Annotated in this window: 22 protein-coding genes; 12 read left to right on the forward strand and 10 right to left on the reverse strand. The window is 61.3% G+C overall.

The annotated features are described in order from the left end of the window. Positions 1-42: 42 nt before the first annotated feature. Genes chiP through ACMGGW_RS04280 form a run of 3 tightly spaced genes read left to right on the forward strand, consistent with a single transcriptional unit; the run spans position 43 to position 4,489 of the window. A complete protein-coding gene (chiP, locus tag ACMGGW_RS04270) occupies positions 43-1,446 on the forward strand; it encodes a chitoporin ChiP (RefSeq protein ID WP_025301859.1) in 1,404 nt (467 codons plus the stop codon). A 45-nt stretch (positions 1,447-1,491) separates the two neighbouring features. Continuing rightward, positions 1,492-1,818, forward strand: a complete 327-nt coding sequence (chiQ, locus tag ACMGGW_RS04275; protein WP_025301860.1) for a ChiQ/YbfN family lipoprotein — start codon at positions 1,492-1,494, stop codon at positions 1,816-1,818. 13 nt (positions 1,819-1,831) lie between these two features. Beyond that, complete coding sequence (locus ACMGGW_RS04280; RefSeq protein ID WP_089180624.1) at positions 1,832-4,489, forward strand: beta-N-acetylhexosaminidase; 2,658 nt, start codon at positions 1,832-1,834, stop codon at positions 4,487-4,489. Between the two features lie 246 nt (positions 4,490-4,735). On the opposite strand, the gene fur is transcribed toward ACMGGW_RS04280, so the two are convergent. The 4 genes from fur to ybfF all read right to left on the reverse strand — a co-directional run bounded on the left by fur (position 4,736) and on the right by ybfF (position 7,633). Then, positions 4,736-5,182, reverse strand: coding sequence for a ferric iron uptake transcriptional regulator (gene fur / locus ACMGGW_RS04285; RefSeq protein WP_019454058.1), 447 nt, complete (start codon positions 5,180-5,182; stop codon positions 4,736-4,738). 329 nt (positions 5,183-5,511) lie between these two features. Next, the gene (gene fldA / locus ACMGGW_RS04290; RefSeq protein ID WP_025301862.1) at positions 5,512-6,051 is read right to left on the reverse strand and encodes a flavodoxin FldA; all 540 of its coding nucleotides are present in this window, start codon (positions 6,049-6,051) and stop codon (positions 5,512-5,514) included. A 264-nt stretch (positions 6,052-6,315) separates the two neighbouring features. After that, positions 6,316-6,603 (reverse strand): LexA regulated protein, encoded by a 288-nt coding sequence (gene ybfE / locus ACMGGW_RS04295; RefSeq protein WP_004939936.1) that lies wholly within the window; start codon positions 6,601-6,603, stop codon positions 6,316-6,318. Positions 6,604-6,859: 256 nt separating this feature from the next. After that, on the reverse strand, positions 6,860-7,633 hold the full coding sequence (ybfF, locus tag ACMGGW_RS04300) for an esterase (protein ID WP_025301863.1): 774 nt from the start codon (positions 7,631-7,633) through the stop codon (positions 6,860-6,862). 224 nt (positions 7,634-7,857) lie between these two features. Between ybfF and seqA the strand changes: the two genes are divergently transcribed. From seqA to ACMGGW_RS04320, 4 genes are all read left to right on the forward strand, one after another. Beyond that, positions 7,858-8,400, forward strand: a complete 543-nt coding sequence (seqA, locus tag ACMGGW_RS04305) for a replication initiation negative regulator SeqA (RefSeq protein WP_025301864.1) — start codon at positions 7,858-7,860, stop codon at positions 8,398-8,400. A gap of 77 nt (positions 8,401-8,477) precedes the next feature. Then, complete coding sequence (gene pgm, locus ACMGGW_RS04310) at positions 8,478-10,121, forward strand: phosphoglucomutase (alpha-D-glucose-1,6-bisphosphate-dependent) (RefSeq protein ID WP_115436692.1); 1,644 nt, start codon at positions 8,478-8,480, stop codon at positions 10,119-10,121. 190 nt (positions 10,122-10,311) lie between these two features. Then, positions 10,312-10,953 (forward strand): PadR family transcriptional regulator, encoded by a 642-nt coding sequence (locus ACMGGW_RS04315; protein WP_025301865.1) that lies wholly within the window; start codon positions 10,312-10,314, stop codon positions 10,951-10,953. Next, a complete protein-coding gene (locus ACMGGW_RS04320; RefSeq protein ID WP_004939927.1) occupies positions 10,953-11,252 on the forward strand; it encodes a DUF3861 domain-containing protein in 300 nt (99 codons plus the stop codon). Before ACMGGW_RS04315 ends, ACMGGW_RS04320 begins: the two co-directional genes overlap by 1 nt. Positions 11,253-11,279: 27 nt before the next feature. On the opposite strand, the gene kdpE is transcribed toward ACMGGW_RS04320, so the two are convergent. The 6 genes from kdpE to ACMGGW_RS04350 form a co-directional block, all read right to left on the reverse strand. After that, on the reverse strand, positions 11,280-11,969 hold the full coding sequence (kdpE, locus tag ACMGGW_RS04325; RefSeq protein ID WP_016928747.1) for a two-component system response regulator KdpE: 690 nt from the start codon (positions 11,967-11,969) through the stop codon (positions 11,280-11,282). Positions 11,970-11,985: 16 nt separating this feature from the next. Continuing rightward, on the reverse strand, positions 11,986-14,682 hold the full coding sequence (gene kdpD / locus ACMGGW_RS04330; protein WP_043136571.1) for a two-component system sensor histidine kinase KdpD: 2,697 nt from the start codon (positions 14,680-14,682) through the stop codon (positions 11,986-11,988). A gap of 74 nt (positions 14,683-14,756) precedes the next feature. After that, positions 14,757-15,326 carry a potassium-transporting ATPase subunit KdpC gene (gene kdpC, locus ACMGGW_RS04335; protein WP_025301867.1) on the reverse strand — a complete coding sequence of 190 codons (570 nt, stop codon included), beginning with the start codon at positions 15,324-15,326 and terminating at the stop codon, positions 14,757-14,759. 18 nt (positions 15,327-15,344) lie between these two features. Next, on the reverse strand, positions 15,345-17,414 hold the full coding sequence (gene kdpB / locus ACMGGW_RS04340) for a potassium-transporting ATPase subunit KdpB (protein ID WP_025301868.1): 2,070 nt from the start codon (positions 17,412-17,414) through the stop codon (positions 15,345-15,347). Between the two features lie 26 nt (positions 17,415-17,440). Next, positions 17,441-19,129: a potassium-transporting ATPase subunit KdpA gene (gene kdpA / locus ACMGGW_RS04345; RefSeq protein WP_043136574.1), complete on the reverse strand. Its 1,689-nt coding sequence runs from the start codon at positions 19,127-19,129 to the stop codon at positions 17,441-17,443. Continuing rightward, positions 19,129-19,218 carry a K(+)-transporting ATPase subunit F gene (locus ACMGGW_RS04350; RefSeq protein WP_016928742.1) on the reverse strand — a complete coding sequence of 30 codons (90 nt, stop codon included), beginning with the start codon at positions 19,216-19,218 and terminating at the stop codon, positions 19,129-19,131. The genes kdpA and ACMGGW_RS04350 overlap by 1 nt, the downstream gene beginning before the upstream one ends. A gap of 440 nt (positions 19,219-19,658) precedes the next feature. Between ACMGGW_RS04350 and ACMGGW_RS04355 the strand changes: the two genes are divergently transcribed. From ACMGGW_RS04355 to ACMGGW_RS04375, 5 genes are all read left to right on the forward strand, one after another. After that, positions 19,659-19,868, forward strand: coding sequence for a YbfA family protein (locus tag ACMGGW_RS04355; protein WP_004939916.1), 210 nt, complete (start codon positions 19,659-19,661; stop codon positions 19,866-19,868). Positions 19,869-20,010: 142 nt separating this feature from the next. Further along, positions 20,011-20,967 carry a YbgA family protein gene (locus tag ACMGGW_RS04360; RefSeq protein ID WP_025301870.1) on the forward strand — a complete coding sequence of 319 codons (957 nt, stop codon included), beginning with the start codon at positions 20,011-20,013 and terminating at the stop codon, positions 20,965-20,967. A 15-nt stretch (positions 20,968-20,982) separates the two neighbouring features. Further along, complete coding sequence (gene phrB, locus ACMGGW_RS04365; protein WP_049205774.1) at positions 20,983-22,413, forward strand: deoxyribodipyrimidine photo-lyase; 1,431 nt, start codon at positions 20,983-20,985, stop codon at positions 22,411-22,413. 22 nt (positions 22,414-22,435) lie between these two features. After that, on the forward strand, positions 22,436-23,416 hold the full coding sequence (locus ACMGGW_RS04370; RefSeq protein WP_043136583.1) for an MBL fold metallo-hydrolase: 981 nt from the start codon (positions 22,436-22,438) through the stop codon (positions 23,414-23,416). Between the two features lie 18 nt (positions 23,417-23,434). Then, positions 23,435-24,178 carry a type 2 GTP cyclohydrolase I gene (locus tag ACMGGW_RS04375; RefSeq protein WP_025301873.1) on the forward strand — a complete coding sequence of 248 codons (744 nt, stop codon included), beginning with the start codon at positions 23,435-23,437 and terminating at the stop codon, positions 24,176-24,178. Positions 24,179-24,184 lie beyond the last annotated feature (6 nt).

The raw sequence follows: 24,184 nt of genomic DNA on the forward strand, positions 1-24,184 counted from the left end.
GGCGGCTGCAACTTTTAAGTTAAGTCAAAGAGGAATTTCACTATGGGTACGCACGGTGCTCAGCGTAAAACGCTGGCGCTCGCAGTCGCGGGCGCGCTGTTGGGAACAGGGTTTGCCATGGCGCCTGAGGCGAAAGCCGCAGGGTTTATCGATGATTCCACGCTGACCGGCGGCATTTATTACTGGCAACGTGAGCGCGACCGTAAAGATCTCAATCCGGACAGCAAGGATTACAACCAATACACCACCAACCTGTCGCACTCCACCGCCAACCTGAGCCTGGATTTCGCGTCGGGCTACGCCTGGGACATGTTCGGCCTGGACGTCGGCGCCTTTACCGCCATCGAGCTGGCGGAATCCAGCGCCAGCGGCCACCCGAACGAGATCGCGTTCTCCTCTAAAAACCGTACCTACGACGAAGACTATTCCGGTGACAAAGGTGGCGTCAGCCTGTACAAAGCTGCCGCTAAATTCAAATACGGCCCGGTCTGGGCGCGTGCCGGTTACATTCAGCCGAGCGGCCAAACCCTGCTGGCGCCGCACTGGAGCTTTATGCCGGGCACCTATCAGGGGGCTGAAGCCGGCGCCAAGTTCGATTACGGCGATGCCGGCGCGTTGAGCTTCTCCTACATGTGGGCCGACAAATACAAGGCGCCGTGGCATATCGAGGTGGATGACTTCCGCCAGAACGATAAGAAAACCCGCGTCTCCTACCTGCACTCGCTGGGCGCCAAGTACGATTTCAAAAACGATTTGGTGCTGGAAGCTGCCTTCGGCCAGGCACAGGGGTATGTGAATCAATACTTCACCAAGGCGTCTTACAAATTCGATCTGCTGGGCAACCCGCTGACCACCAGTTACCAGTTCTACGGTGCGGAAGACCGCATCAGCGACAAGAACGATCCGAACAGCATCTACGACGGTCTGGCCTGGCTGCAGGCGCTGACCTTCGGTTACACCACCGGGCAGTTCAACTGGCGTTTGGAAGGCACCATGGTCAAGGCGGAAGGCAACCAGGGCTTCTTCCTGCAGCGCATGACCCCGACCTACGCTTCGTCCAACGGTCGTTTGGACGTGTGGTGGGATAACCGCTCCGACTTTAACGCCAACGGCGAGAAAGCGGTGTACGCCGGCGTGATGTATGACCTCAGCAACTGGAACCTGCCGGGCATGGCGGTCGGCGGCTCCTACGTTTACGCCTGGGACGCCAAGCCGAGCACCAACCCGATCTACGATCAGAGCCAGCGCCTGAAAGAGAGCGCCTGGAGCCTGGACGCGATGTATACCATCCAGGAAGGGCGCGCCAAGGGCACCCTGATCAAACTGCACTACACCCAGTATGACAACCACACCAACATCCCGAGCTGGGGCGGCGGTTACGGCAACATCTTCCAGGACGAGAAAGACGTCAAGTTCATGGTCATCGCGCCATTCACCATCTTCTGATGCGTTCCCCGGCCTCGCCGCCGGGGCAGTTAAGGGAATTCAACGATGAAAAAAATCATGCTGATGTTGGCGGCCGCTGCGGCCCTGAGCGCCTGCGCGCAACCCACCGCGCCGCCGGAAGACGCCAAGTTGAAGCAGGCTTACAGCGCCTGCATCAACACTGCCGAAGGCTCGCCGGAGCGTCTGCAGCCCTGTAAGGCGGTGCTGAACGTGCTGAAACAAGAGAAGCAGCACCAGCAGTTCGCCGCGCAGGAAACGGTGCGGGTGATGGATTATCAGAACTGCATTATGGCGGTGCACAGCGGTAACGGTCAGGCTTACGACGCCAAGTGCGGCAAGCTGTGGCAAGAAATTCGCGATAACAATAATTAAGAAGGATAAGAAGATGAACGCATTCAAACTGAGCGCGCTTGCCGCCTTGACGGCAACGATGGGATTCCTGGGCGGCATGGGGAGCGCCATGGCCGATCAACAGCTGGTGGATCAGCTTAGCCAGCTGAAGCTGAACGTGAAAATGCTGGATAACCGCGCCGGCGAAAACGGCGTGGATTGCGCGGCGCTGGGCGCTGACTGGGCCTCTTGCAACCGGGTGTTGTTCACCCTCAGCAACGACGGCCAGGCGATCGACGGCAAAGACTGGGTCATCTATTTCCACAGCCCGCGCCAGACCCTGCGGGTAGACAACGACCAGTTCAAGATCGCTCACCTCACCGGCGATCTGTACAAGCTGGAGCCGACCGCCAAATTCAGCGGCTTCCCGGCCGGTAAGGCGGTGGAAATCCCGGTGGTCGCCGAATATTGGCAGCTGTTCAGAAACGACTTCCTGCCGCGCTGGTATGCCACCTCCGGCGACGCTAAGCCGAAAATGCTGGCGAATACCGACACCGAAAACCTGGATCAGTTTGTGGCGCCGTTCACCGGCGACCAGTGGAAGCGCACCAAGGACGACAAAAACATTCTGATGACGCCGGCTTCGCGCTTTGTCAGCAATGCCGATCTGCAGACGCTGCCTGCCGGTGCGCTGCGCGGCCAGATCGTGCCGACGCCGATGCAGGTGAAGGTTCACGCGCAGGACGTCGATCTGCGCAAAGGGGTATCGCCGGATCTGAGCACGCTGGTTAAGCCGGCGGCGGACGTCGTCAACCAGCGCTTCGCGCTGCTGGGCGTGCCGGTTCAGGCCAACGGTTACCCGATCAAAACCGACATCCAGCCGGGCAAATTTAAAGGCGCGATGGCGGTGCCGGGTGCCTATGAGCTGAAAATTGGCAAGAAAGAGGCGCGGGTGATCGGCTTCGATCAGGCCGGGGTGTTCTACGGGCTGCAGTCGATCCTGTCGTTAGTGCCGAGCGACGGCAGCGGCAAGATCGCCACGCTGGACGCCAGCGACGCGCCGCGCTTCCAGTATCGCGGCATTTTCCTCGACGTGGCGCGCAACTTCCATAAGAAGGATGCGGTGCTGCGCCTGCTGGATCAGATGGCGGCCTACAAGCTCAACAAATTCCACTTCCACCTGAGCGATGACGAAGGCTGGCGCATCGAGATCCCCGGTTTGCCGGAGCTGACGGAAGTCGGCGGCCAGCGCTGCCACGATCTGAGCGAAACCACCTGCCTGCTGCCGCAGTACGGCCAGGGGCCGGACGTCTACAGCGGCTTCTTCAGCCGTCAGGACTATATCGACATCATCAAATACGCTCAGGCGCGCCAGATTGAGGTGATCCCGGAGATCGACATGCCGGCACACGCCCGCGCCGCGGTGGTCTCGATGGAAGCGCGCTATAAAAAGCTGCATGCCGCCGGGAAAGAGCAGGAGGCCAACGAATTCCGCCTGGTGGATCCGACCGATACCTCCAACACCACCTCCGTGCAGTTCTTTAACCGCCAGAGCTACCTGAACCCGTGCCTGGACTCTTCCCAGCGCTTTGTCGACAAGGTGATCGGAGAGATCGCCCAGATGCATAAAGAGGCCGGCCAGCCGATCAAGACCTGGCACTTCGGCGGCGACGAAGCGAAAAACATTCGCCTGGGCGCCGGCTATACCGACAAGGCGAAACCGGAGCCGGGCAAAGGCATCATCGATCAGAGCAACGAAGATAAGCCGTGGGCCAAGTCGCAGGTTTGCCAGACGATGATCAAAGAGGGCAAGGTGGCCGACATGGAGCACCTGCCGAGCTACTTTGGCCAAGAGGTCAGCAAGTTGGTGAAAGCGCACGGCATCGACAGAATGCAGGCCTGGCAAGACGGCCTGAAAGACGCCGAGAGCGCGAAGGCGTTCGCCACCTCGCGCGTGGGCGTCAACTTCTGGGACACGTTGTACTGGGGCGGTTTCGATAGCGTCAACGACTGGGCCAACAAAGGGTATGAAGTGGTGGTCTCCAACCCGGACTACGTCTATATGGACTTCCCTTACGAGGTGAACCCGGACGAGCGCGGTTACTACTGGGGTACCCGCTTCAGCGACGAACGCAAGGTGTTCAGCTTCGCGCCGGACAACATGCCGCAGAACGCGGAAACCTCGGTTGACCGAGACGGCAACCACTTCAACGCCAAGAGCGACAAGCCGTGGCCGGGCGCCTACGGGCTGTCCGCTCAGCTGTGGAGCGAAACCCAGCGCACCGACCCGCAGATGGAATACATGATCTTCCCACGCGCGCTCTCGGTGGCAGAACGTGCCTGGCACCGCGCCGGTTGGGAGCAGGACTATCGCGCCGGCCGCGAATACAAAGGCGGGGAAACCCACTTTGTCGATACCAAGACGCTGGAGAAAGACTGGCTGCGCTTTGCCAATATCCTGGGCCAGCGTGAACTGGCCAAGCTGGACAAGGGCGGCGTCGCTTACCGTCTGCCGGTACCGGGCGCACGCGTAGCGGGCGGCAAGCTGGAGGCGAATATCGCGCTGCCGGGGTTGGGCATCGAGTACTCCACCGACGGTGGCAAGCAGTGGCAGCGCTATGATGCCAAGGCCAAGCCGGCGATCTCCGGTGAAGTGCAGGTGCGTTCGGTCAGCCCGGACGGCAAACGCTACAGCCGCGCCGAGAAGGTCTAAGCCCGGTGCAACGGCCCGCTGCCCTGGCGGCGGCCGTATAACGAAGGGGGAATGCGTTCGCCCACGCGTGTCGGCGTAGGGCGGACGTTGTAGTGAGAGTAGTACGTGGAGTCGCTGTGCCGCTGCAATTGTGATATTTCATGACATGATTTTCCCCCGGCTTGCCCGGGGATTTTTTTGTCCGTTGTACGGCGGGCATAAAAAAACCGCCTCGGTGTGAGGCGGTTTTTCATAGCCGGTCAGGGCTTACTTCTTGTCGTGCAGCGTTTCGTCTTCGCGGCAGTCACCGGTTTCACAGTGGCCGTACAGGTACAGGCTGTGGTTGGTGAGCTTGATACCGTGCTGCTTGGCGATATCACGCTGGCGCACTTCGATGGATTCGTCGCTGAATTCGATCACTTTGCCGCAGTCCAGGCAAATCAGGTGATCGTGGTGATGCTGTTGGGTCAGCTCGAACACGGACTTGCCGCCTTCGAAATTGTGACGTGTCACAATGCCCGCATCGTCAAACTGGTTCAGTACGCGATAAACCGTTGCCAGCCCGATCTCTTCGCCCATATCAATCAGTTTTTTGTACAAATCTTCCGCACTGACGTGATGGCATTCCGGATTTTGCAGTACTTCCAGGATTTTGAGTCGCGGAAGCGTGACTTTTAAGCCGGCCTTCTTCAATGCGATGTTGTTGTCGGTCATGCGAATTCAGTCCTGTTACTATGCTAATCAAGTTGAGGCGTACTCGCCTGTGGCATCGGTCGGCACAAAGAGTTAATGCGTCTCATTATAGAACCGGTTGTACTAAATGGAAACCGCCGGTTGTTAACAAAGATATAATTGCACTATTGCATGTTTTGCATGCAACGCCTTGATGGATGGGATAAACCGATATCTCAGTCTACCGTGACGGGGTGGGAAGTTACAAATCTGTAGCTTCTATCGCAGCAATCCCTGTTGCCGATGACGGCCCTGTCGGCACACTATGCACTTTACAGGGCCTTTGTTCAACCTTTCGCCAGTGCCGGGGTTTAGCCGACAATATCGGCCAGGCTCAGCTCTTCGACAATCTGTTTGACCCAAGCGTCCACGCGCTCGTTGGTCAGCTCCGGCTGACGGTCTTCGTCGATCGCCAGACCGATGAAGTGATCGTCGTCCGCCAGGCCTTTGGAGGCCTCGAAGTGGTAGCCTTTGGTCGGCCAGTGGCCCACGATGGCTGCGCCGCGCGGTTCGATGATGTCGCGGATGGTGCCCATCGCGTCACAGAAGTATTCCGCGTAGTCTTCCTGGTCGCCGCAGCCGAACAGCGCCACCAGTTTGCCGTTGAAGTCGACTTCTTCCAGCGTCGGGAAGAAATCATCCCAGTCACACTGCGCTTCACCGTAGTACCAGGTCGGGATACCCAGCAGCAGGATATCGAACCCTTCCAGGTCTTCTTTGCTGCTTTTAGCGATGTCATGCACTTCAGAGACGTCGTCGCCAAACTGTTTCTGGAGAATTTTCTGGATCATTTTGGCAATGTTTTCGGTATTGCCAGTGTCGCTGCCAAAGAAAATGCCTACAGTAGCCATATCGCGTATAACCTTTAAATTCAAGTAATTGCATTACTCGATGCCAGCACTGCCGCCGCTGACGCCGATTAAAATGATGCCATGGCAAGAGCCTTTCGCCTCCGGGGCGGGCGCCGACAGGCGCAGTCTCTTACCGGTAAATGCGTATCATGCCAGAAAGTGGCGCCGGGGTTTTATCGCATTTATGCGATGCCGGAGAATGAAGAAAAGCGGGGTCGATCCGGCGTTGTCCTTAACGCCGCGCCGCGCGTGCGGCCGAAGAGATCAATGTTCCGGCTGTTCTTCCGCCAGTTGTGCCAACAGCATCTGCTCGATGAGTTCGCTGCGGCTGATGTTGCGCTGTTCCGCCAGTTTGTTCAGGGCATCCACCGCGTCCGCGTTGATTTTCAGCTCTACGCGTCGCAATCCACGCACTTTATCGCGCCGTAACTGATTGCGCTTATTGATTCTAAGCTGTTCATCGCGGGAAAGCGGGTTGGTTTTCGGGCGCCCCGGACGGCGTTCATCTGCGAACAGATCCAGCGTCGTGCGATCCGTTTGTTCTTTTGCCATAGGTAGCGGTACTGCAAGGGAGTTTGCATCAAAAAGCGCTCGCACGCTTCCGGAGGCATCGGTTAACACACTTCGGGCCAATAAACCCTAACCCAAATTCACCTCCGAACCGGCGTTCGCGAACGCGCTGGCGCGGCGGCAAAATTATAGCGCGCCATATTACCCCAGCAGATGGAGCGGCGACAATGCCTAACTGCGGGCTAAACGCGCTAAGCCGTTATCTTTAGCGCGTTTTTTCGCCAGGTGAGTGCGTTTTTCAGGCTTCGCCGAGGAAACGGTGGATGGCGCGCAGCACCGCTTCCGGTTTTTCGGCGTGCACCCAATGGCCGGTGCCGGCGACGACGTGTGCGCGGGCCTGCGGGAACTGGCGGGCGATATCCGCACGGTAGCTGTCCTGCACGTACGGCGACAGGCCGCCGCGAATGAACAGAGTCGGATGCGGCCAGGCCGGGACTTCCTGCCAGCCGGTAATGTCTGCGTAGCGTTCGATCAGTACCGGCAGGTTGAAGCGCCATTCACCGTTATGGAAGGACTTCAGCAGGAACTGGATCACGCCTTCTTCCTGCAGGTAGTCGCGCATCAGTTGGGCAGCCGCCTGGCGCTGGGTAATGCCGGCGGCGCTGACGGCCTTCAGCGCGGCGAAGATCTCGTCGTGGCGGCGGGTTTGGTAATCCACGGGCGCGACGTCGATGACGATCAGCCTGGCGATGCGCTCGGGCGCGATGGCGGTCAGTGCCATCGCCGCTTTGCCGCCCATCGAATGGCCGATGACGATCGCTTTTTCCAGCTGCAGTTCGTCGAGCAGCGCCAGCAGATCCTGCGCCATGGCGGGGTAGTTCATGTCGTCAGCGCGCGGGGAGAGGCCGTGGTTGCGCAGATCGACCTTGATCACACTGTGCTGTTTATGCAGATCGCGCGCCAGCACGCCCAGGTTGTCCAGATTGCCGAACAGCCCGTGGATCAGCAGCACCGGCAGCGCGTCTGACTCGGCGGCCAGCAGTTGATAATGTAATTTCATGGCGAAGTTCATACTGAGAGAGATTCAGATTAGGGTATCATGATTGAATCGCACGATGAATCATGCGGAATTTTCGCGGCGCGGGCTTGGCAGTGCCGGCTATAGGTATTAGTCTGCATTTGCCGTCCGGAGGCACATTGTTGTGTTCGCCCCAGCGCTTTTAACCTTATAATCCCATGGCTTGAATGCAGGATCTGGCTTCAGGTTCTAAGTAGAAAAAACAGTATTGGATAAAGATGAAAACTATTGAAGTCGACGAAGAGCTTTACCGTTATATTGCCAGCCACACGCAACACATCGGTGAAAGCGCGTCCGATATTTTACGCCGCATGTTGAAATTCACCGCCGGGCAACCGGTGCGCGCGTTGCCTGCCGCCAGTGCGTCACAGTCCGTCGAGCTGGAAAAAGCGGTGCCGGCTCAGCGTCCGCGCGATCGCGTACGCGCCGTGCGTGAACTGCTGCTGTCGGATGAATACGCCGAGCAGAACAAAGCGGTCAACCGTTTCATGCTGGTGCTGTCCACGCTGTACACCCTCGATGCCGCCGGTTTCGCCGCCGCTACCGAGGCGTTGACCGGCCGTACCCGCACCTATTTCGCCGGCGATCAGCAGACTCTGCTGGCCAACGGCACGCACACCAAGCCGAAGCATGTACCGGGCACCCCTTACTGGGTGATCACCAATACCAATACCGGCCGCAAGCGCAGCATGATCGAACACATCATGCAGGCGATGCAGTTCCCGGCGGAACTGATCGAGAAAGTTTGCGGTACCGTCTAATTTAGCGAACAGCCCGTCATGATGGCCGTGCGCGACGTATTTGCCCGGTCACCGACAGGGATGAGGGAGATATGTCGATGGCGAATAATCCACGTGCCGGGCAGCCCGCCCGCCAAAGCGATCTGATCAACGTAGCCCAGCTGACGTCGCAGTACTATGTGCTGCAACCGGAAGCCGGCAATGCCGCACATGCGGTGAAGTTTGGTACCTCCGGCCACCGCGGCAGCGCGCAGCGCCACAGCTTCAACGAAGCGCACATCCTCGCCATCGCTCAGGCGATCGCCGAAGTTCGTTATCAGCAAGGCACTACCGGCCCGTGCTACGTGGGCAAAGACACCCATGCACTGTCCGAGCCGGCCTTCATTTCCGTGCTGGAAGTGCTGACCGCCAACGGCGTCGATGTGATCGTGCAGGAAAACAACGGCTTCACGCCAACGCCGGCGGTATCGCACGCCATTCTGTGCCACAACCGCCGCGGCGGCGCTCAGGCCGACGGCATCGTCATTACGCCGTCCCATAACCCGCCGGAAGATGGCGGTATCAAATACAATCCGCCGAACGGCGGCCCGGCTGACACCAACCTGACGTCGGTGATCGAGAAGCGCGCCAACGAACTGCTGGCGCAGCAGTTGAAAGGCGTTCAGCGTCAGTCGCTGGATAAGGCCTGGAACAGCGGCCACCTGCATGCCAAAGATCTGGTGCAGCCTTATGTCGAAGGCCTGGTTGACGTGGTCGACATGCCGGCCATTCAACGCGCCGGCCTGAAGCTGGGCGTGGATCCGCTCGGCGGCTCCGGCATCGCCTATTGGCAGCGGGTGGCGGAACACTACAAGCTGGATCTGACGCTGGTGAACGACTCCATCGATCAGACCTTCCGCTTTATGCACTTGGACCATGACGGCATCATCCGCATGGACTGCTCGTCCGAGTCGGCGATGGCCGGCCTGCTGGCGCTGCGCGACAAATTCGATCTGGCGTTCGCCAACGATCCGGATTACGACCGTCACGGCATCGTCACGCCGAAGGGCCTGATGAACCCGAACCACTATCTGGCGGTAGCCATCAACTACCTGTTCCAACATCGCCCGCAGTGGGGCGCCGATGTGGCGGTAGGTAAAACGCTGGTATCCAGCGCGATGATCGATCGCGTGGTGGCTGACCTGGGGCGCAAGCTGGTGGAAGTGCCGGTCGGCTTCAAGTGGTTCGTGGACGGCCTGTTCGACGGCAGCCTGGGCTTCGGCGGCGAAGAAAGCGCCGGGGCCTCGTTCCTGCGCTTCAACGGCCAGCCGTGGTCGACCGACAAAGACGGTATCATCATGTGCCTGCTGGCGGCTGAAATCACCGCGGTAACCGGTGAGAACCCGCAGCATCATTATGACGATCTGGCCAAGCGCTTCGGCGCGCCGAGCTACAACCGCATCCAGGCGCCGGCAACCCATGCGCAGAAAGCGGCGCTGTCCAAACTGTCGCCGGAGATGGTCAAGGCCAGTACGCTGGGCGGGGATCCGATCACCGCACGTCTGACCGCGGCGCCGGGCAACGGCGCGTCGATCGGCGGCTTGAAAGTGATGACTGACAATGGCTGGTTCGCGGCCCGTCCTTCCGGTACTGAAGAGGCTTACAAGATCTACTGCGAGAGCTTCCTCGGGGCGGAACACCGCGAGAAGATTGAGCACGAAGCGGTCGAGATCGTCAGCGAAGTGCTGGCTTCCGCCAAGTAATCGCTTTTCTTGATGGATAAAAAGCGCTGTTTTTACAGCGCTTTTTTTATGCCTGTAATTTAGATATATCTTTTTCACGGCACGCGCTTGCGCATTTAGATATATCGATCTAGATTAGCGCTATCGACGCTGTTTAGATATATCTAAACAACCTCGTATTGATGTTCACTGTTAAGCGAGGTATCACCTTATGTTTCATCGATTAGGTTTACACCGGCATCACCACCACCATCATGAGTGCGAAGAGGGCCGCCGTCATCGCGGCGGGCGCCATCACTTCGGCGGCGAAGGCGAAGAACACGGCCGAGGTGGGCGTGGTGGCCGGGGCGGGCGTCATCGTCTGTTCGAACACGGCGATCTGCGCCTGGTGTTGCTGGCGTTGGTGGCGCGCAAGCCCAGCCACGGGTACGAATTGATCAAGGCGATCGAGGAAGCGTCATCCGGCCTGTACGTGCCGAGCCCGGGGGTGATTTACCCCACGCTGACGCTGCTGGAAGAACAGGATTTCCTTGAGCCGCTCACCACCGGCAACGGCCGCAAAAGCTACCGTATCACCGTGGCGGGCGAGGGCGAGCTGCAAAAGCATCAACAGGTGGTTGACGTCATTCTGGCGCGCCTGGCGGGCGCCGGCCGCGAGCATCATCGGCACGGCAACCTGGCGGAAGGCATCTACGACGCCATGAACCGTCTGCGCAGCCTGCTGCGCGGCAACGTGATGCGCGCCGATCTCACGCCGCAGCAGGTGGAGCGCATCAACGCCGCGTTGCTGACCGCCGTGGCGGCGATCGAAAGCGAAATGCATATTCAACCCACGCAGCAGGAGAAGAACTGATGCCCGGCCACCGTTTTAACATTACCGTTGAAGCCCTGAGCGATCGCCAGGGCAACCCCGTCGAGAAAGCACCGCTGAGTTTTGAGGTGACCAACCACGACGATATTCTCGAGATCGTCGAGCGCATTCGGGCGCGTGACGATCTGAACTTCGGCCCCGAGCAGAGCGCGGCCTTCGCCGTAGGATTGAAGCTGTTCTCCGAAGTGATGATCGAAAACCGCAAACACCCGGTGTTCGCTCCGCTGCGCGAGGCGTTTAAGGAATTTATGGTCGGATTGAAGAAGGGCCCGGCGGCGTAAAGGCGCGGCAAACCGCGCCCACCGGGGTTAAGGCATGAAGCGATAGCCGACGCCGGTTTCGGTCAGCAGGTGTTTGGGCCGGGCCGGATCGGCTTCGAGCTTCTGCCGCAGGTGGCCCATGTAGATGCGCAGATAGTGGCTGTGCTCCACGTAGTTCGGCCCCCAGACGTGGCTCAACAGCTGGCGTTGGGTGATCACTTTGCCGGCGTTGGCCAGTAGCTCCGCCAGCAGGCGAAACTCGATCGGCGTCAGATGCAGATCTTCGTCGTTGCGCAGCACCCGGCGATTCACCAGATCGACGGTGATCGCCGAAAAGCTCACCAGCGGGCTTTCCTGTTGGTTAGCTGAGTGGCGGCGCAGTGCGACCCGCACCCGCGCCAGCAGCTCGCCGATGCCGAACGGTTTGCTGAGGTAGTCGTCGGCGCCGGCGTCCAGCGCGGCGATCTTGTCCTCTTCGGCGTTGCGCGCCGAGAGCACGATCACCGGAATGGCGCTCCACTGCCGCAGATCGCGGATGTAGCTCAGCCCGTCGCCGTCCGGCAAGCCCAAATCCAGGATGATCAGATCCGGTTTGCGCGTGCCGGCTTCAATCAACCCGCGCTGCAGCGTTTCACTTTCAAATACCCGCAGGCCTTCGCTCTCCAGCGCGGTGCGCACGAAGCGGCGGATCTCTTTTTCATCTTCAACAATCAGAATGTTGGTTGGCGTTATGCTCACGTTTCCTCTGCGTTGATTACAGATCGAAGGCGTCGCCGTCGATCTCGGGCGGTTTTTCCAGCGGCAGCACGAAGCGGAAGCTGGCGCCGCCGTTGGCGCCGTTTTCCGCCCAGATGCGGCCGTCATGCACTTCAATAATGGCACGACAAATCGCTAACCCCAAGCCGACGCCGGGGATCGCCGACTCTTTATTGCCGCGTGAAAACTTGTCGAAAATTAGCTGCAGCTGATCGGCGGGGATGCCGGGGCCGTTATCCCAGACCTCGACTTCCAGCCACTCGGGCAGCGTGCGGGCGCGAATGCCGATGGTGGCCTCGGCGCCGGCGTATTTATTGGCGTTTTCCAACAGGTTGGTGAACACCCGTTCCAGCAGGCTGCCGTCGCAGTTGACCAGGATCTGTTCCGGCGGCAGCTCGACCTCGATCGGATGCTGGCTGAGCAGCGGCTCCAGCATGTGCAGCGAAGCGCCGACGATCTCTTCCAGCGACTGCCACTCTTTGCGCAGGCTGAAACCGCCGGACTGGATGCGCGCCATATCCAGCAGGTTGTTCACCAGCCGGGTGGTGCTCAGCACCTGCTGGCGGATCTGGCTGGCCTGGGTGGCGTGATTGGAGCCTTCGGCCGCCAGGTCCAGCGTGAGGATTTCCGCCTGGCCGAACAGTACCGTCAGCGGCGTGCGCAGATCGTGCGACAGCGCCGCCAGCAGCGAGTTGCGCAGCTGTTCGCGTTCGGCGTCCAGCTTGGCTTCTTCGGCGCTGCGCGCCAGGTGCAGTCGTTCCAGCGCGCTGGCGATCAGCACTGCGAAGGTTTGCAGCAACCGCTGCTGTTCCGGCACCATCAGCTGGCGCAGGTTATTGGGCTCGATCGCCAACAGGCCGAAGGTCTGCTTGGGGGTATTGAGCGGCAGCAACTGGTAAGGCACGCCGGGCAGGGTGTCGGTGCCGGCGCCGGCCGGCAAGCCTTTATCGAAACTCCAGCGCGCGATGGCTTCGTCTACCGACAGCAGCCCGCCTTCCTCGCCGACCATTTGCTGCAGCCGGCCGCCTTCCTGCGGCAGCAGCAGCACGGTTTTCGCCTGGAAGCTGCTGGAGAGGAAATGACGGCTGGTGTTGGCGATGTCGGCCACGGTCAGCGCGCGGCTCAGCCCGCGCGACATTTCGTACAGATGGCGCGCCCGCTGCTCGCGGTAGCGCGCCACCCGGGCCTGATAACGCACCCCGGCGGTCAGGTTGCCGATGATGATGCCGACGGCGAGCATCACGCCGAAGGTCAGCAGATACTGCATATCGCTGACGGCGAACGACCATTCGGGCTGAACGAAGAACAGATCGAAACTGGCGACGTTGATCACCGCCGCCAGCACCGATGGCCAGCGGCCGAAGAACAGTGCGACGATCGCCACGCCGAGCAGGTAGACCATCACCAGGTTGGCCTGATCGAAGCCCGGCAGCAGCCACTGCGAGAGCAGGGTGATCAGCGCGCACAGCGCCACCGCCACCGCGCAGCCGCGCAGCTGCATGCGCCATTTCTCATTGAAGCTGCGGCCGTCGTGCTCCTTGCCTGGCGGCGGCTGTGCGGCGTCGCTCTCCAGCGCGACGATCACCAGATCGAGATCCGGGCCCAGCCGGCCGAGGCGATCGGCGAAGCTGCCGCGCAGCTTCCAGCGCTGCTCGCTGCGGCGGCCGATGATGATTTTGCCGAGGTTATGTTCGCGGGCGTAGCGCAGCACCGCACGCTCTTCGGACGGATCGGCCAGGGTAGCGGTTTCGGCACCCAGTTCCTGCGCCAGCCGCAGCGCGCGCAGAATGGCGCGGCGCTGGTTTTCCGGCAGCCGGTGCAGCTTGGGGGTTTCCACGTAGACCGCATGCCAGTGGCAGCCAAGCCGCGCCGCCAGCCGGGCGGCGATGCGCACCAGCTTTTCGTTGCCGCTGTTGTGGCCGACGCACAGCAGAATGCTGTCGCGGGTGTGCCACACTTTCTCGCGCCCCTGGGTGTCACGAAATTCGCGCATCTGGTCATCGACCCGATCGGCGGTGCGGCGCAGCGCCAGCTCGCGCAGGGCGATCAGGTTACCTTTGCGGAAGAAGTGCTCGATGGCGCGCTCGGCTTGGCCGGGAATATACACTTTGCCTTCGTGCAGCCGTCGGCGCAGATCGTCCGGCGGCAGATCGACCAGCACCACTTCGCTGGCCTCGTCAAACACGTGGTCGGGCACCGTTTCGCGCACCCGCACGCCGGTCACGCCGCCCACCACGTCGTTCAGACTTTCCAAATGTTGCACGTTGACGGTCGTCAGCACGTCGATGCCGGCGTCCAGCAGCTCTTCCACATCCTGCCAGCGTTTGGGGTGGCGCGAACCGTGGGCGTTGCTGTGCGCCAGTTCGTCCATCAGGATCAGCGCCGGGTGGCGCGCCAACGCGGCGTCGAGGTCGAATTCATGCACCAGTCGCCCGCGATGCTGGATGCGCTTTTGCGGCAGCAGCGCCAGGCCGTCGAGCAGGGCGGCGGTCTCGCTGCGGCCGTGGGTTTCCACCACGCCGACCAACACGTCCAGCCCCTGAGCGCGCAAGCGCTGGGCCTCCTGCAGCATGGCGTAGGTCTTGCCGACGCCGGCGCAGGCGCCGAAGAATACCTTCAACCGGCCGCGCGGTTTTTCATTGGCCAGCGCCAGCAGGCTGTCGGGATCGGGACGCTGCTGTTCTTCTTCGACCATGACAATTCCTTGTGTTACCAAGCAAAAAAGGGGTTCGGCATGCCGAACCCTATCACTATGCTGAATACGGCGCGTTACTTCAACGCATCCAGCGCCAGGTTCAGCTTCAGCACGTTGACCACCGATTCGCCCATGAAGTTGGGCGTGGCCCGATCGGTGTTGTCTTCGATCAGTTTGGCGACCTGTTCCGGCGGCAAATGACGCGCCGCCGCGACCCGCGCCAGCTGATACCGCGCCGCGGCGATCGAGATCTGCGGATCCAACCCACTGCCGGAGGCGGTCAGCAGATCGACCGGGATCGGGCCGCTCATCGCAGGATTGGCCTGGCGCAGCTGCGCTGCGCGCTCGGCGATAGCCTTATCCAGCGCCGGGTTGGTGGCCGCCAGGTTGCTGCCGGCGGAGGCCAGCGAATTATAGGCCGAATCGCCGGTGGCCGATGGGCGGCCCCAGAAATAGTCGGCGCGCGTGAAGTTCTGGCCGATCAGTGCGGAGCCGACCGCCTTGTCGCCCTGGTACAGCAGCGAACCGTTGGCCGCCCCAGAAAACAGCAGCTGCGCCAGCCCGGTGGTCAGCAGCGGATAGGCGATGCCGGTGATCAACGTCAGCAGGATCAGCATCACCAGCGCAGGTCGTAAATACGTCATGTTCATTTCCCTCAATGGTTAACCGGCGACGTGCAGCGCGACCAGGATCAGGTCGATCAGTTTGATGCCGACGAACGGCACCAGCAGACCGCCGACCCCGTACAGCCACAGGTTGCGGCGCAGCAGGGCCGCGGCGCTCATCGGTTTGTAACTCACCCCTTTCAACGCCAGCGGGATCAGGAACACGATCACCAGGGCGTTGAAGATCACCGCCGACATGATGGCGGAGGCAGGGGAGTGCAGGTGCATCACGTTCAGCGCGTTCAGCTGCGGATAGGTGGCCGCGAACGCCGCCGGAATAATGGCGAAGTATTTGGCCACGTCGTTGGCGATGCTGAAGGTGGTCAGCGAGCCGCGCGTCATCAGCATCTGTTTGCCGATGTGTACCACTTCGATCAGCTTGGTCGGGTTGGAATCCAGATCGACCATGTTGCCCGCCTCTTTGGCGGCCTGGGTGCCGGAGTTCATCGCCACCGCCACATCGGCCTGCGCCAGCGCCGGGGCGTCGTTGGTGCCGTCGCCGGTCATCGCCACCAGACGGCCTTCCGCCTGATACTGGCGGATCAGCGCCAGCTTGGCTTCCGGCGTGGCTTCCGACAGGAAGTCGTCCACCCCGGCTTCGGCGGCGATCGCCGCCGCGGTCAGCGGGTTATCGCCGGTGATCATCACCGTTTTGATGCCCATCTTGCGCAGCTCATTGAAGCGTTCCTTGATGCCGCCCTTGACGATATCCTTCAGCGCCACCACGCCCAGCACTCGGGCGCCTTCCGCCACCACCAGCGGCGTGCCGCCGGTGCGCGCCACGCTTTCCACCAGATCGTCCACCGCCCGCGGGAAGTGCCCCTGATTGGTTTCGACGTGACGGCGAATGGCATCCACTGCGCCTTTACGGATCATGCGCTCCTGCACGTTGACGCCGCTCATGCGGGTCTGGGCGGAGAAGGGCACGAAGGTGGCGTTCAGCGCCTGCAGATCGCGTTCGCGCAGGTTGAAGCGCTGTTTGGCCAGCACCACGATGCTGCGGCCTTCCGGCGTTTCGTCCGCCAGCGAGGCCAGCTGCGCGGCGTCCGCCAGCTCTTGCTCTTTCACGCCCGGCGCCGGCAGGAACTCTGAAGCCTGGCGGTTGCCCAGCGTGATGGTGCCGGTTTTATCCAGCAGAAGCACGTCCACGTCGCCGGCGGCTTCCACCGCGCGGCCGCTGGTGGCGATCACGTTGGCGCCGAGCATGCGGCTCATCCCGGCCACGCCGATGGCGGACAGCAGGCCACCGATGGTGGTGGGGATCAGGCAAACCAGCAAGGCGACCAGCACGGTGATGGTGACCACGCTGCCGCTGCCGGCCGCTTCCACGCTGTATTGCGAGAACGGGAACAGGGTGGCGGTGGCCAGGACGAACACGATGGTCAGCGCCACCAGCAGAATAGTCAGCGCGATCTCGTTCGGCGTTTTGCGGCGCTTGGCGCCTTCCACCATGGCGATCATGCGATCGAGGAAGGTTTCCCCCGGGTTGACGCTGCACTGTACCACCAGCCAGTCGGACAGCACGCGGGTGCCGCCGGTGACCGAGGAGAAGTCCCCGCCGGATTCGCGGATCACCGGGGCGGATTCGCCGGTGATGGCGCTTTCATCTACCGAGGCGCCGCCTTCCAGCACTTCGCCGTCGCACGGGACGGTATCGCCGGCTTCCACCAGTACGATATCGCCTTTGCGCAGGCTTTCGGCGGCCACTTTCTCCGTGGCGCCGTCGCGGCGCGGGCCGGCCAGCTTTTTCGCCCAGCTGGTTTTCTTGGTGCCTTTCAGGCTTTCCGCCTGGGCCTTGCTGCGGCCTTCGGCCAGCGCCTCGGCGAAGTTGGCGAACAGCACGGTGAACCACAACCACAGGGCGACGCTGCCGGTAAAGGCGGCGGCACCGTCGGTTTGGCCGGCGAGGATCGCCAGCCAGATGGCGGTGGTCAGCAGGCTGCCGATATACACCACGAACATCACCGGGTTGCGCCATTGAACGCGAGGATCCAGTTTTTTCACCGCATCGATCAGCGCGGTGCGCACCAGAGCCGGTTCAAACAGCGCGCGTTGTTTGCGAGTCATCTCTTATTCTCTCTCTGTGACGTCGGTTAGTTTGCCAACCAAAGCTGCAAATGCTCGGCCACCGGGCCTAGCGCCAGCGCCGGCACGAAGGTCAGTGCACCCACCAGCAATACGGTGCCGATCAGCAGACCGATAAACAGCGGCCCATAGGTCGGCAGGGTGCCGTTGCCCGCCGGCTGGCGTTGTTTGGCGCTCAGCGAACCGGCGATCGCCAGCACCGGCAGGATCACCCCGAAGCGGCCGACGAACATGGCGAAGGCCAGCAGCAGGTTGTAAAACGGCGTATTGACGCTCAACCCGGCGAAGGCGCTGCCGTTGTTGTTGGCGGCGGAGGACAGGGCGTACAGCACTTCGCTGAAGCCGTGAGCGCCCGGGTTGAGGATGCCGGCGCGGCCCGCGTCGGTGCCGATGGCCAGCGCGCTGCCCAGCAACACCAGCGTCGGCGTGACCAGGATCGCCAGCGCGGTCATCTTCATGTCGTAAACGTCGATTTTCTTGCCCAGATATTCCGGGGTGCGGCCGATCATCAGGCCGGCGATAAATACCGTCAGCAGTACGAACAGCAGCATGCCGTACAGGCCGGAGCCGACGCCGCCGAACACCACTTCACCGATCTGCATCAGCCACATCGGTACCATGCCGCCCAGCGCGGTGAAGGAGTCGTGCATGGCGTTGACCGCCCCGCAGGACGCGGCGGTGGTCACCACCGAGAACAGGCTGGTGGCGAGAATGCCAAAGCGCGACTCTTTGCCTTCCATATTGATGTTGCTGTCGGCGCCCAGCGCGCTCAGGTGCGGGTTGCCCGCCAGCTCGGCGACCATCACCACCACCACCGCCACCACGAAGATCAGCGCCATCGCCCAGATCAGCGCGTGGCCCTGACGGTTTTCACCGGCCAACTGGCCGAAGGAGAAGCACAGCGCGCAGGGGATCAGGAAGATGGCCAGCATCTGCACGAAGTTGGTCAGCACGGTTGGGTTCTCGAACGGGTGCGCCGAGTTGGCGCCGAAGAAGCCGCCGCCGTTGGTGCCGAGCATCTTGATCGCTTCCTGCGAGGCCACTGGCCCCATCGGCAGCGTCTGCTGCGCACCTTCGAGCGTGGTGACGTGCAGGTAAGGCAGGAAGTTTTGCAGCGTGCCCTGGCTGACGAAGAACAGGGCGATCAGCAGCGCGATCGGCAGCAGCACATACAGCGTGATGCGGAACAGATCGGCCCAGGCGTTGCCGACGGTCTTGCCGGCGCGGCGGGTAAAGGCGCGGATCAGCGCAAAGGCCACGGCGATGCCGGTGGAGGCGGAGACGAAGTTCTGCACCGCCAGCCCGGCCATCTGGCTGAAATAGCTGAGAGCGCTTTCACCGCTGTAGGCCTGCCAGTTGGTGTTGGTGACGAAGCTGACGGCGGTGTTGAGTGCCAGATCCCAGGAGAGGCCCGGGAAGCCTTGCGGGTTGAGCGGCAGCGAGCCCTGCGTCATCAGCAGGGCGAACAGCAACGCCAGGCCGAGCAGGTTGAACGCCAGGATCGCCAGCGCGTACTGCCACCAGTTCATCTCGGTGGCGCGGATGCCGCAGGCGCGCCAGACGCCGGCTTCCACCCCGCGCAGCGCAGGCAGCGGCTCACCTTCGATCAGGCGCGCCATAAAGCCGCCCAGCGGCCGGGCCAGCAGCAGAAGCACCAGCAGGAAACTGGCGATCAGTAAAAAGGCTGAAGCCGCCATCAGAAATCCTCCGCGTTAAACAGGGCGTAGACCAGATAGGCCAACAGCAGCAGGACCAACAGCGCACCACCAATAACGCTGAAACTCACGGGACACCTCCAGAGGTGTTGTTTTTGATAGAGGCAGTGTAGGGAGCGGGGTAGAAAGAAGATGAAAAAATCGCGCGGGCGGGTGTAAAAAAAGTATAAAAATGGCTGAAATTTCAGCGGAAATTGAGCATTTCAAGCAGCAGGTTGGCGGCGAGATTGCGCCTGATGAGTGAATAAGCAAGGGCAGGGTGTGGAAGCAGGAACCGGATAATAACCACAATGTAACCCATGATTAGTTAAAAATTAACCTGACTGTAACAAAATTACGAATCGCTGCGGTGATTAGCGATTTTTTGTGCGATTTAGTGGTCGGATGAGTAGTAAACTTTCATCAAGTGCGCTAAAATTTTGCTCAGTTACCAAATTACCGATTGTTCATTTGATACGCCCACGCCGTTTTCCCTGACAAATCAACGGCAGGCGTTTTTAAGGAGGTTCGCATGTCTACGACCTATCACGCTTATTCACTGCATCGGATTCTCCTGCGCCGCAGCGCAGTGGTTATCGCGGGCATTTTGGCCCTGCCGGTGATGCTGTTCCGCAGCGATCGCGGGCGTTTTTACAGCTACCTGCACCGCGTCTGGTCAAAAACCAGCGATAAGCCGGTCTGGCTGCAGCAGGCGGAACTGGCGTCCTGCGATTTCTACTGAGTCGCTGCCGATTCACGAAAAAACCCTCGCCCTGTGGCGGGGGTTTTTTTATGCCTCTGGCCACCCCTATCAAGCGCAAGGTCGTATTTGGCAAGCCATTCTTCTACACTTTCCTCATCGGTCAACAACATGGGAGAGCGGTATGAGCGACAAGATCCCTATCGGCATCAGCGCCTGTTTACTGGGCGACGCGGTGCGTTTCGACGGTGGCCACAAGCGGCTGGCTTTTGCGGTGGAACAGTTGGCGCCCTATGTGCGCTTTGAGCCCGTTTGCCCGGAAATGGCGATCGGCCTGCCCACGCCGCGCCCGGCGCTGCGCCTGGTGAAACAGGCGCAGCCGTGGCCGGCGATGCGCTACAGCAACGACGCCGGCGTGGATCTGACCGAGGAGATGCGCAGTTTCTCAGCGCAGCGCGTGGCCGCGTTGCAGCACCTGTGCGGCTATATCGTCTGCGCCAAGTCGCCGAGCTGCGGCCTGGAACGGGTGCGGGTCTACAGCGAGAACGGCAAGGACTCGCGTAAAAACGGCGTTGGGCTGTTTACCGCCGAGCTGCTGCGTCAGATGCCGTGGCTGCCGGTGGAAGAAGATGGACGATTGCAGGATGCGGCGCTGCGGGAAAACTTTATCGAGCGAGTGTACGCGCTGTATGAGTTGAACATGCTGTGGCGTCAGGGGCTGACCCGCGGCGGGCTGATCGCGTTTCACAGCCGCTACAAGCTGTCGCTGCTGGCGCATTCGCAGCCGGCGTACCGCGAGCTGGGGCGCTTCGTCGCCGATATTCACCGCTGGGACTCGCTGGAGGCCTTCGCCGTGGAATACCGCAGCCGCCTGATGGCGCTGTTGGCGCACAAAGCGACGCGGCGCAACCACACCAACGTGTTAATGCACGTGCAGGGCTACTTCCGTCGTCAGCTTAGCGCGGCGCAGCGCCAGGAGCTGGCGCACCTGATCGATCGCTACCGGCAGGGCATGCAGCCGCTGCTGGCGCCGATCGCGCTGCTCAAGCATTACATGGCGGAATACCCCGATCGCTATCTGGCGGAACAACGCTATTTCGAACCTTACCCGGAGGCGCTGCGTTTGCGTTACGGCCATTGATTGACAAGGAGTTTTATGACCACGCATCTGGTCTGGTTGCGTAACGATCTGCGTATCACCGACAACAAAGCCCTGCACGCCGCCTGCAGCGATCCGAAAGCCCGGGTGCTGGCGGTGTTTATCGCCACACCGGAGCAGTGGCGGCAACATGAGATGGCGCCGCGGCAGGCGGCGCTGATCCACGCCAGCCTGCAGGCGGTGCAACAGGCGCTGGCGCAAAAGGGCATTGTGCTGCATTGCCATGCCTGTGCGGACTTTGCCGCGTCGATCGACTGGCTGGCGGACTATTGCGAGCGAGAGCAGGTAGATGCGCTGTTTTACAACCGCCAGTATGAACTGAATGAACGGCGCCGCGATGAGCAGTTGGAACAGCGATTGAGCGACCGGGTAACGTGCCACGGTTTTGATGACAGCCTGCTGTTGCCGCCGGGCAGCGTGCTAACCGGCGGCGGCGAGATGTACAAGGTTTATACGCCGTTTCGCAACGCCTTTATTCAGCGCCTGACCGAGTCCGACGTGAGCTGCCTGCCGGCGCCGAAGATCCGTGCCGATGGCGCGTTGCCTGCGCCTGAGGCGCCGGCGGCGTTCGATTATCCCGCGGCGGAAATTGGGGATGACTATCCCGCCGGCGAGGAGGCCGCGCTGCAGCGGCTGCGCACCTTTTGTCGTGAGCAGGTGCAGGATTACCTTCGGCAGCGCGATCTGCCCGCCATCGCCGGCACCAGCAGCCTGTCGCCCTATCTGGCGATCGGTGCGCTGTCGCCGCGCCAGTGCTTCAACCGCCTGCGCGCCGAATGCCCGCAGCTGCTGGAAGATCGCGAGAGCGGCGCTTTCGCCTGGCTGAACGAGCTGATTTGGCGCGAGTTCTACCGTCATCTGCTGGTGGCTTATCCCGCGTTGTGCCGCTATCGGCCATTTATCGCCTGGACGGACAAGGTGCGCTGGTGCGATGACGCGGCGAAGCTGCAGGCCTGGCAGCGGGGCGAAACCGGCTATCCGATCGTCGATGCCGCCATGCGCCAACTGAATGCCACCGGCTGGATGCACAACCGGCTGCGCATGATCAGCGCCAGTTTTCTGGTGAAAGATCTGCTGATCGACTGGCGCGCCGGGGAGCGCTATTTCATGTCGCAACTGCTGGACGGGGATCTGGCGGCCAATAACGGCGGCTGGCAGTGGGCGGCGTCCACCGGCACCGACGCCGCGCCGTATTTCCGCATCTTCAACCCGACCACCCAGGGTGAACGTTTTGATCCACAAGGCACTTTTATCCGTAAATGGTTGCCGGAACTGGCGGATGTGCCCGACAATGACATCCATCATCCCCATCGCTGGGCGGAAAAGCAGCGATGCACGCTGAACTACCCGCTGCCGATCGTCGATCACAAACAAGCCCGCATGGAGACGTTGGCGGCGTTCGAGGCGGCGAAACGGGGAGAGTCTTGAGGCAACTGCAAGGAGCGACGCAATGATGAAAAAGGTGCTGGCCCTGTGCCTGAGCGGCTATTCGGCGCTGGCGATAGCCGGCTTTGACGTGGTGGCGCTGGGCGTCGACGGCGGCGTTAGCGACGGCAACCTGACCTCTTATCTGATCCGCAGCGATAATCAGCCGCAGTATGTGGCGCTGGACGCCGGTTCACTGCTGCCGGGCATCGCCAAAGGGCTGGAGAAGGGCAGCTTCCCGCAGGTGACGTCAGAGCTGGCCGCGCCTTACACGCCGCAGGGCTATGTGTTCCGGCAGTTGATCGGCAGTTACTTTATCAGCCATGGCCATCTGGACCACGTGGCGGGGCTGATCGTCGGCTCGCCCGAGGACAATAAAAAAACCGTTTACGCCCAGGCGGACACCGTGCTGACCCTGCGTAATCACTACTTCAACTGGAAGGCCTGGCCGAACTTTACCGACGCCGGCAACGGTTCGCGGCTGGGCACTTACCGGCTGCAAACGGTGCGGCCGCAGCAGCGCTTTACCCTCGGCCTGACCGGGTTGACCGGCGTGATGTACCCGCTTAGCCACGATCGCTACCCGTCGTCGATGCTGCTGATTTCCAACGGCAGCGAGTTCTTCGCCTACTTCGGCGATACCGGGCCGGATAAGGTGGAGCAATCACGCGATCTCGATACCGTCTGGCGCACGCTGGGGCCGCTTGTCGAGCAGAAAAAGCTCAAAGGCATGATTATCGAAACCTCGTACCCCAATGGGATGGAGGATAAACATCTGTACGGCCATTTGACGCCGGCCTGGCTGCTGAAGGAGTTGAAGAACCTGACGCAGTACAGCGGCGGTGAAGGTTCGCTGAACGGTCTGCCGGTGGTGATCAGCCACATCAAGCCCAGCCTGAAGCAGGGCGAAGACACGCGCGCCGCCATTGCGCAGCAGCTGGCGCAGGGCAACGATCTGGGCGTGAAATTCATCCTGATGGCGCAGGGCGACCGGCAGACATTTTGACTATGAAGAGAGAAGAGAATGCGTAACCTCGATCTGGAACAACTGATCAATACGGAACTGAACGCCGCGGCGTTTCAGGACTACGCCCCTAACGGATTGCAGGTAGAAGGCCGCCCGCACGTGCAGCGCATCGTGACCGGCGTCACCGCCTGTCAGGCGCTGCTGGATGCCGCGGTGGCGCATCAGGCCGACGCGATTATCGTGCACCACGGCTATTTCTGGAAAAATGAGGCGCCGGCGGTGCGCGGCATGAAGCGCAATCGTCTGAAAACGCTGTTGACTCACGATATTAACCTGTACGGCTACCACCTGCCGCTGGACGCGCATCCGGTGCTGGGTAACAACGCGCAGCTGGCGCAGGCGCTGGGCATTCGGGTGATTGGCGACGTCGAGCCGCTGGTGCCACACGGCGAATTTGAACAGCCGCTGACCGGCGAGGCGCTGCAGCAGCGTATCGAAAGCCGGCTGGGGCGCGCGGTGCTGCACTGCGGCGATAACGCGCCTGAGCACATTCGCCGGGTGGCCTGGTGCACCGGCGGTGGCCAGGGCTTTATCGACAGCGCGGCGCGCTTCGGCGTCGATGCGTTCATCAGCGGTGAAGTGTCTGAACAGACCATTCATAGCGCGCGCGAAATGGGCGTGCATTTCTTCGCCGCCGGTCACCATGCGACCGAGCGCGGTGGCGTGAAAGCGTTGGGGGACTGGCTGGCCCAGCACCACGGCTTTGATGTGACCTTTATCGATATCCCGAATCCCGCCTGATTTTTT

The organism is Serratia sp. BNK-4, assembly GCF_048685115.1.
Classification (GTDB): domain Bacteria; phylum Pseudomonadota; class Gammaproteobacteria; order Enterobacterales; family Enterobacteriaceae; genus Serratia; species Serratia bockelmannii.

Coding starts and splice junctions, on each gene's coding strand:
- ybfE (WP_004939936.1), bottom strand. CDS start 6,603: ATGGCAAAAGAACAAACGGATCGCACGACGCTGGATCTGTTCGCAGAT.
- kdpA (WP_043136574.1), bottom strand. CDS start 19,129: ATGGCGGCTTCAGCCTTTTTACTGATCGCCAGTTTCCTGCTGGTGCTT.
- kdpD (WP_043136571.1), bottom strand. CDS start 14,682: ATGGTCGAAGAAGAACAGCAGCGTCCCGATCCCGACAGCCTGCTGGCG.
- ybfF (WP_025301863.1), bottom strand. CDS start 7,633: ATGAACTTCGCCATGAAATTACATTATCAACTGCTGGCCGCCGAGTCA.
- ACMGGW_RS04320 (WP_004939927.1), top strand. CDS start 10,953: ATGCCCGGCCACCGTTTTAACATTACCGTTGAAGCCCTGAGCGATCGC.
- kdpC (WP_025301867.1), bottom strand. CDS start 15,326: ATGACGTATTTACGACCTGCGCTGGTGATGCTGATCCTGCTGACGTTG.
- ACMGGW_RS04355 (WP_004939916.1), top strand. CDS start 19,659: ATGTCTACGACCTATCACGCTTATTCACTGCATCGGATTCTCCTGCGC.
- ACMGGW_RS04360 (WP_025301870.1), top strand. CDS start 20,011: ATGAGCGACAAGATCCCTATCGGCATCAGCGCCTGTTTACTGGGCGAC.
- ACMGGW_RS04315 (WP_025301865.1), top strand. CDS start 10,312: ATGTTTCATCGATTAGGTTTACACCGGCATCACCACCACCATCATGAG.
- kdpB (WP_025301868.1), bottom strand. CDS start 17,414: ATGACTCGCAAACAACGCGCGCTGTTTGAACCGGCTCTGGTGCGCACC.
- fur (WP_019454058.1), bottom strand. CDS start 5,182: ATGACCGACAACAACATCGCATTGAAGAAGGCCGGCTTAAAAGTCACG.
- ACMGGW_RS04370 (WP_043136583.1), top strand. CDS start 22,436: ATGATGAAAAAGGTGCTGGCCCTGTGCCTGAGCGGCTATTCGGCGCTG.
- pgm (WP_115436692.1), top strand. CDS start 8,478: ATGGCGAATAATCCACGTGCCGGGCAGCCCGCCCGCCAAAGCGATCTG.
- ACMGGW_RS04375 (WP_025301873.1), top strand. CDS start 23,435: ATGCGTAACCTCGATCTGGAACAACTGATCAATACGGAACTGAACGCC.
- chiP (WP_025301859.1), top strand. CDS start 43: ATGGGTACGCACGGTGCTCAGCGTAAAACGCTGGCGCTCGCAGTCGCG.
- phrB (WP_049205774.1), top strand. CDS start 20,983: ATGACCACGCATCTGGTCTGGTTGCGTAACGATCTGCGTATCACCGAC.
- chiQ (WP_025301860.1), top strand. CDS start 1,492: ATGAAAAAAATCATGCTGATGTTGGCGGCCGCTGCGGCCCTGAGCGCC.
- ACMGGW_RS04280 (WP_089180624.1), top strand. CDS start 1,832: ATGAACGCATTCAAACTGAGCGCGCTTGCCGCCTTGACGGCAACGATG.
- fldA (WP_025301862.1), bottom strand. CDS start 6,051: ATGGCTACTGTAGGCATTTTCTTTGGCAGCGACACTGGCAATACCGAA.
- seqA (WP_025301864.1), top strand. CDS start 7,858: ATGAAAACTATTGAAGTCGACGAAGAGCTTTACCGTTATATTGCCAGC.